Raw genomic sequence first — 7,914 nt, 5'->3', positions numbered from 1 at the left:
CTTAGGCCCTTGGCTTTGCGTCCCTGCCTTTCGGCAGGTTTGCCATTGTAATGTCTATGTAAACTATGTTGTTGTAACAGCTACTCAGTTATATGGTAATATTATACTATTTTTTTTTTTTTTTTTCAACGGGTTTCTTCATTTTTCTCTATATTTCTTGTCGACACGCCGCTTTTTCAATCATTTAATCTTTGAGAAGTTGCCTTCATATTGCATTTTGGCTAAATAAAACCATGCGTTTTATCATCCTATTTTCCTTTCAAAGACCGCTCATCTAAATCCTCGCAAAGCCTTATTTCACGCGGCTTTCGGCACGTTTTATCAGAACTATGCACTCAACGTGATCAGTCTGCGGAAACATGTCCACTGGCTGGACCTCCTCGACCATAAAACCATGCTGGGTCAAGTAACTCAAATCCCTGGCCAGAGTCGCCGGGTTGCAAGAAACATAAATAATTGTGTCTGGCTTTAAGTTGCCTATTGCCTCCAGGACTACCCGCTCACAGCCTTTTCTCGGCGGATCCATAACAACTACATCCGCTTGAATGCCCCGGCTGGCCAACCTCGGTAGAATTTCTTCCGCTTTCCCAACGATAAACTCGGCATTATCAATCCCGTTCAACTCAGCGTTCTGCCAGGCGTCAGCTACTGCTTCCTGAATGACTTCAATCCCATACACCTTCCTGGCCTGTCTGGCCAATAAAAGGGAGATTGTGCCGATCCCGCAATAGAGATCAATTACCGTTTCCTGGCCAACCAACCCGGCATACTCTAATACCTGCGCGTACAAAACTCTCGTCTGGACCGGGTTAACCTGATAAAAACTGGCTGGTGATAAGTCAAAACGCAGGCCAGCCAGTTCATCAGTAAGATTGGCCCGTCCTGCCAGCAGGAGCCACTGCGGTCCGAAGAGGACTGAAGTCCGTTTTGGATTGATGTTCTGGACTACTGAGACAATCTGAGGAAACTTCGTCATCAATTCCCGAGCAAGATCATCTTTTCCTCTGAACTTTTCAGTTTCCGTAACCAGAATGAGCATAATTTCATTATTCATCGCACTCTGGCGCAGGACAACATGACGCACTTCGGGTGTATATTTTCGCACCACCAGACGAATTTTCGACCAGAGTTCGGGTAACAGCAAACAATCCGCTGGCTCGATCACCTGGTGTGATCCCGGAGCAAAGTAACCCAGTCCACTCTTGCGGTTGCTTTCCCGACCATGCCACTCGACTTTGTTGCGGTAACGCCAGGGGTCGTTCATACCGATGATTGGTTGAACAACTGGCTTTTCGAGCCCCCCGATCCGGGCCAAGGCATCACGCACTAATTGAGTTTTCAGACGCAGCTGTTCTTCGTAACAGATGTGTTGCAACTGACAGCCACCGCACTGGTTAACCAGTTGACACGCCGGTTCAGTGCGGTAAACAGAAGGTTTAAGTATCTCAATAATCTCTCCCCGCAGATAGCTCTTTTTCGCCTCTACCAGGCGCACCCGTACTTCCTCACCAGGAATTGTATTCGGGACAAACACCGCCCAGCCGTCATACCGACCGACACCTTCTCCCTGGTGGGAAAAACCTTCAATTACCAGGATAATCTCTGCTTTAATTTTTTCATGTTCTGTTCGTGGCAAAACACTCCGTCTCAACCCAACTGTCCCCCCGACAGAAATCGCAAACAATCTAGATATTCCCAGGCACTAATGTGCACTCCAGAATATGATGAACGTCATGACACCATTCCACACACCGTGCGCGACAACTGATGGATACAGCGAACCCGTCCGCTCGTAAAGCCAGGCCAAGCCAAATCCCCCTAACATCAAAGGAATAAACCGAACGACGTCCAGGTGAAGCACGGAAAAAAACATGGCCGAGAGCCACAAAGCCATCCGCACACCAAGTCTGGACCGAAGATAAGGGTAAACAAAACCCCGAAAATACATTTCTTCACTCACGGGCGCCAGGACTGAACCAACCAGCAGAGGAATGATCAATTCCCGCCAGTTTTTCACCCGCATCACGATTTCAGCAAATGGCTGCGGGGCAGGTACCTCAGGATAAACCAAACTGATTAAACTGGCCCCAACGAACATCAGAGAAAACAAGCTGATTCCTCCCAGAAAGCCCAGCCATAAAGCTCGCGGCCAAGGGTAATTACCTAAACCAAGGTCTTCAGGTCGGCATTGGTACTTAACAAAACTGAAATAGCACACCAACCCGATCACCATCAGCGTTTGCAGAATAGCCCCAACCAGAAAGTAATACAGATCAGTGGCTGGAATAAAAGCCAGCACTTTAACCATCAAGCTAAAGATAGCGCGGCCTATCTTGTCATACAACCAGCCCACACCGGCAATAGCCACCAGGACTACCAATAAATCAGTCAGTTTCCAGGGGTAATGGTGACCGGGGAAAGTTTTCCGCATCTTAACACTTCCAATGCGTTTTATTTTGAATAAAGATAAGTATAAGTATATCTCATTTGTTCTTATGCGAAAAGTTATTGAACAGAAGCAGTAAAATGCTCCATATTTCTCACGACAAGTCTCGATAATAAACCCGGGTTTGAACGGACATAATATTAGACGAAGTCGTTTTAATAAAACTTCACCATCGGGGAAGGTATTTTTTAACTGCTCAGGGGGTAAACTAAGATGGTACTGTGGCTGATCATTGCCCTGGCCCTGGCTATCATTGGCTACATGATTATTGCATTTGTAGCCGGTCTTAAAATCTTACCAAAATATGGAATTCACCAGAATGCTTTTCAGCAAAGATACGATTTTGAGTTAGGAGAAGAATGGTCGATGAGGAAAAACACAGAAAAATCGGCAACAGACAAAATCAATGAAAAATTAGTACCATCCACTTTGGTTCATGAACTCCCACCGGTGTATGGAGAAGACAAGATCGTAGCCCTGGTTCGGGACCCTTACTGGATCTTCGCTTACTGGGAGATTACACCATCAAAGCAAGCCGAGATCGAACGCCTCTATGGTCCTAATACCTGGGAAGAAAGCCAGCCCGTGTTGAGAGTTTACGATACAACCGGTATTTATTTTAATGAAAACAATGCTCACGTCTACTATGACGTACTGATCAATAACTACGCGAACAACTGGCATATTAATGTGGGGCAGCCCAACCGCACGTTTTGTGTGGAGCGCGGTTTAATTTTAAAAACTGGTCAGTACGTACCTCTGGTCCGCTCAAACTTTGTCACCACCCCACTGGATCACATCTCAGAGGTAGTCGACGAGGAATGGCTGTTGATCAGCGAACATGACCGGAAGCTTTACCAGCGCATTGGCGAGTTGCCGATCAACGTAAGTTCTCCGCAATATGCCTACGGGATCGAGATTGCTCAAGAATTGGCCTTCGGCATCAGTTCACCACAAATGAATCGGCCAATTCCCACCAATCAATGGAAATTTACATCTGAGAAACCTGGAAAGGATTGATGACTGTGCCCAAAGGATATATGATACTGGTGCTTCATGCTCACCTGCCTTATGTTCGACACCCTGAACACGAACACTTTTTAGAAGAACGCTGGTTATTCGAAGCGATCACAGAAACCTACATTCCCCTGATTAAACTATTTGAGGATTTGTCGCGCGACGGGGTCGAGTGGCGGTTAACCATGTCAGTTACGCCACCGCTGGCCTCGATGCTGGTCGATCCTTTGCTCCAACAACGGTACGTCAGACATTTAGATAACCTGATCGAACTGGCCGAACGGGAAATGGACCGGACTCGTTATCAGCCCGAGTTCTACCGCCTGGCGGAAATGTACCGCGATCAATTTCACCAGGCCCGTTACATATTCTGCGAGCAATACCAATTAAATATTCTGAATGCTTTCAAGAAATTTCAGGACCAGGGGTATCTGGAGCTCATTACTTCTGGCGCGACACACGGGTTCTTTCCATTGCTGGGGATTCATCGCGAAGCGATCAGGGCCCAGGTGGCCGTTGCTATGGAGACCCACACCAAATTTTTCGGTCGTTCCCCGCAGGGGATCTGGTTGCCGGAGTGCGGGTACCATCCTGGAGATGACTGGATTTTACGCGAGTTTGGCCTCCGCCACTTTTTTACCGATACCCACGGCGTGCTGTACGCCTCGAAACGGCCAAAGTATGGGATTTTTGCGCCGATTTACTGTCCATCAGGGGTAGCCGCGTTTGGACGAGATGTTGAGTCCTCCAAACAGGTCTGGAGCGCAGAAGAAGGATACCCCGGGGATTACGACTACCGTGATTTTTACCGGGACATCGGTTTTGACCTGGATTTCGACTACATCAAACCATATATTCACCCGGATGGCATCCGCATCCACACGGGCATGAAGTATTACCGTATTACGGGAAAGACTAATCACAAAGAGGTCTATATCCCGGAGCACGCTCGGCAAAAGGCGGCCATCCACGCCGGCAACTTCATGTTTAACCGAGAAAAGCAGATTGAATACTTGGCCGCGATTATGGACCGTCAGCCCCTGATCGTTTCCCCGTACGATGCCGAATTGTTCGGGCACTGGTGGTTTGAAGGTCCGATGTTTTTAAATTATTTTATTCGAAAAGTGGCTTACGACCAGAACGTCTTTAAGCTGATCACCCCCAGCGAGTACCTGCGGTATTATCCCTGTAATCAGGTGGCCGTGCCGAACATGTCCAGCTGGGGGAATAAGGGATATAACGAAGTCTGGCTGGAAAAAAGCAACGACTGGATTTATCGCCACCTGCACAAAGGGGCGGAACGAATGATTGAACTTGCCGATCGATATCATTCGCCAAACGACCTGGAGCGCCGGGCCCTCAACCAAGCCGCCCGAGAATTGCTGCTCGCGCAGAGCAGTGACTGGGCGTTTATTATGAAAACCGGTACCGCCGTGGATTACGCTATCAGGCGGACTAAAGATCACCTCTGGAATTTGCAGGAAATTTATTATAGCCTCAAGGAAAATCGCCTTGATGCCGGCTGGTTAAGTGACTTGGAAAACCGCAACAACATCTTCCCTGAGATTGACTACAGGGTTTATAGCCGTCATTATCGGGGTGCCGATGATTTTGTCCCGATGTTAGCAGCAAAGTAAAATATTACTTTAAAGAGTATCTTCACGAAGGTACTCTTTTTTATTTTGACGACCAGGCTACAATTTAACTTTACTCTCACCCACATCCAAACTGATGTCGGCCGCGCTATAGGTGTGAGTCAAAGCTCCAACGGAAATAAAATCTACCCCAGTTTTGGCTACGGCCACTACCGTCTCCTCAGTAATCCCCCCCGAAGCCTCCAGTTTGACCCGTCCATTGGCTAAACGCACGGCTTCCGTCATCTCCTCGTAGGTCATGTTGTCAAGCATGATGATGTCTGGCCCGGCCGTGAGGGCCACTTTAAATTGCTCAAGAGTTTCCACTTCAATTTCAACCCGCATGGTAAACGGTATGTTTTTTCTGGCCGCGGCGATCGCTTCCGCTATACCACCCGCCATCTTAATGTGGTTATCTTTAATCAAGACGGCATCGTACAGGCCAAAACGGTGATTGGTTCCTCCCCCCACCGTAACCGCGTACTTTTCCAGTAGCCGCAGACCCGGCGTTGTCTTACGGGTGTCAACGATTTTCGCGGGATATGGCCTAACCAGTTCCACGTAGCGAGCCGTCCGGGTGGCAATCCCCGACAACCGTTGCAGAAAATTGAGGGCGACCCGCTCACCCGTCAGGATCGCTCGCGCAGAACCGGCGAGTTCAGCAATCACCTCACCGGGAGCCAGGAAATCGCCATCCCTCTTTCGCTCGGCGTATTGAATATTCGGATCCAGATATTCAAAAACCCACCTCGCCACATCATTACCCGCCAGAACACACGGCGATTTGGCGTGAATAAAGGCAGTGGTTTTCGCTTCGGCCGGGACTGTCGCCGCTGTGGTTACATCTCCTGTTCCAATATCTTCAGCCAGAGCCAGTTCAATGATCGGTCTGACTGCGCGCCAGTTTAGACTCAACCCAATCCCTCCCAACAGTCAATTTTTAAATATTATTTTTTCATAAACCAAAAGAGTATTAAAATATTTAGCATCCACTTTAACACGTTATATTGACTAAACCCGCCGGGGTAACCAGAAACATGTCTTCGAACGCAATACAATGCTGCCGGTAGGGCCAATGGATCTCCGCGCAACCGATCATCCCTGGTTTTAAGCGAATGTGGTTTCCCCGGCGAAACGTCAGCCGCGATTTTTCTTGTTTCCCTAATATGTGGCCCATATGTCGGTGATACTGACGAAACAGTGAAAAATTGGGTGGGATCAAGCCCACTTTTTCAATCAGCGATTGATGGCGAACCAGCGTGCTGAGCCCGATCAGATACACGTCTTCCCCGGTCATCCCGGCTTTGGCGTTACTGAGCATCGTCTGAATCGCTCGATTTTCCAAGGCATATATTTTTTCCCCCGCCGTCGTAAACACACTGGTTCTGGCCAAATCCGAACAACCGAGCAAGATGCCTTTCGCATTAACCAGGGACACCCCCGCGTCAATCTTCAACGAGTTGATGTGTTTGGACAGTCCATAATCCGCGGCCGGATGGGCCGGGTAATAGGTGCGCGTGCCTGAGTGAATGACGATAAATTCAGTTCTAAAAAAGGCCGGCAATCGGTGTTCGGTTTGAAAAGCATCCAGGGCCGCCCTAAACCGGTTGGCGACATCCGCTTCGGTAATCGTCTTTTTCAAGCCGATTGCTTCCTCGGCCCACGCCAGGGCGTTTTCTATACCCCGTCTGGTAGCGACACTGCACAGGATATAGGCTAATAGATCGTCGCCGGTCCGCTCTTCGCGCCACTGACGCAGTAAAGCCGTCGCCGGTCCAACCTGTTCTTCAGGCCATTGTAATGCCAAGTAGGCGTCGAGAGTTAAATTCTCCTCTTCAATACCCAGGCTAGCCGTTTCGCCAATTTGCTGACGGAGAAACCCGGCTAAGCAAAAACGGCCCAGATAACGCCAGCCTTGCTCAGGGATAAACTCAGGACAAACCAGGTAGATTTCGTCACTTCCTTTGACGTATAAAGCCCCAATCATTTTGGGCTCTAAAGTTTTAAATCCGAGGCCGGTCACCTCCTGAAGGTTAAGGGAAGAACTGAGCCAAAGCGCGTCCAACCCTTGCTCAGTCATCAACTTATCCAATAAGCTAAAACGGTTATCTTCCGTAACTTCTAGGTAAGGGACTATATCGTTATATTCATTGAGTTCAGCCGCAACTAAACAGGCAAACGGCTCTAGCTGGCGACGGCTCTCCGTGAACCTGTTCGTTACATCAGTCGTCGGAATACTATAAACGTGCACCTTGGCATCCTTCTCTTTTCTGCCGTGAATAACTACCCGCTGCTGCTGCCGCAGGTGAAAGTAATAGCCAACCACCAGATCTGCATCGACTTCAAGTTCAGCCGCTTCGCCAATAATTTCAGCAATCGCAGAACAAAACTCGGTTCCTGGCCAGTCATCTGCATCATCAAACGTGAAATAGTAGCCCAAGTAGCGCACCTTAACGGTGGGTATCAACTCACCGAGGGAGAAATTACCCCGTTCCGCGGCGTTTATAAGTAGAACCCGCTGTCCCTCCGTCTTGAGGAGGAAGGGTTGGTATACCCTTTGAGCGTCCAGAGCAAGGGCTGGGTACAGAAACCGTTCGGCTGATCGCAGACCGGTTTCTCTGGCAATCACCTGTAAATTACTGATTAATTGGGGCAACCCGATCATCTCACTTGATGGTATTAATTATTAATGAGCCTTTTGCAATTTTCCAACACTTGATTTACTAAGGATTTTAGGGCCATAAAAAAGGACTTCACCCCAATTTGGAGAAGTTTTCAAGTAACCAAACCGAAAACCCCATAAAGGAGTGAAGTCAC

The 7,914-nt window shown here is 48.5% G+C and carries 6 protein-coding genes and 1 riboswitch; of the genes, 2 read left to right on the top strand and 4 right to left on the bottom strand.

The annotated features are described in order from the left end of the window. Positions 1 to 54: riboswitch (cyclic di-GMP riboswitch) on the bottom strand. This riboswitch is flagged as partial in the annotation. Positions 55 to 292: 238 nt separating this feature from the next. Together rlmD and HPY81_11360 are read right to left on the bottom strand one after the other, a co-directional pair. Then, complete coding sequence (gene rlmD, locus HPY81_11365; GenBank protein ID NPV28001.1) at positions 293 to 1,651, bottom strand: 23S rRNA (uracil(1939)-C(5))-methyltransferase RlmD; 1,359 nt, start codon at positions 1,649 to 1,651, stop codon at positions 293 to 295. Positions 1,652 to 1,702: 51 nt separating this feature from the next. Continuing rightward, entirely contained in the window at positions 1,703 to 2,431 is a 729-nt protein-coding gene (locus tag HPY81_11360; GenBank protein ID NPV28000.1) for a CPBP family intramembrane metalloprotease, read from the bottom strand. 228 nt (positions 2,432 to 2,659) lie between these two features. On the opposite strand from HPY81_11360, the gene HPY81_11355 reads away from it, so the two are divergent. Both HPY81_11355 and HPY81_11350 read left to right on the top strand, forming a co-directional pair. Next, positions 2,660 to 3,466 carry a DUF4912 domain-containing protein gene (locus HPY81_11355; protein NPV27999.1) on the top strand — a complete coding sequence of 269 codons (807 nt, stop codon included), beginning with the start codon at positions 2,660 to 2,662 and terminating at the stop codon, positions 3,464 to 3,466. Between the two features lie 5 nt (positions 3,467 to 3,471). After that, complete coding sequence (locus HPY81_11350) at positions 3,472 to 5,100, top strand: DUF1957 domain-containing protein (GenBank protein NPV27998.1); 1,629 nt, start codon at positions 3,472 to 3,474, stop codon at positions 5,098 to 5,100. Between the two features lie 57 nt (positions 5,101 to 5,157). On the opposite strand, the gene nadC is transcribed toward HPY81_11350, so the two are convergent. After that, positions 5,158 to 6,012, bottom strand: a complete 855-nt coding sequence (gene nadC / locus HPY81_11345) for a carboxylating nicotinate-nucleotide diphosphorylase (GenBank protein NPV27997.1) — start codon at positions 6,010 to 6,012, stop codon at positions 5,158 to 5,160. A gap of 79 nt (positions 6,013 to 6,091) precedes the next feature. Next, positions 6,092 to 7,762 carry a M24 family metallopeptidase gene (locus tag HPY81_11340; protein NPV27996.1) on the bottom strand — a complete coding sequence of 557 codons (1,671 nt, stop codon included), beginning with the start codon at positions 7,760 to 7,762 and terminating at the stop codon, positions 6,092 to 6,094. Positions 7,763 to 7,914: the final 152 nt, after the last annotated feature.

This window comes from Bacillota bacterium (assembly GCA_013178045.1).
Classification (GTDB): domain Bacteria; phylum Bacillota; class Ch66; order Ch66; family Ch66; genus Ch66.
Note: the sequence above shows the minus strand (reverse complement) of the source record. Positions and strands in the feature narration are given on the sequence as shown.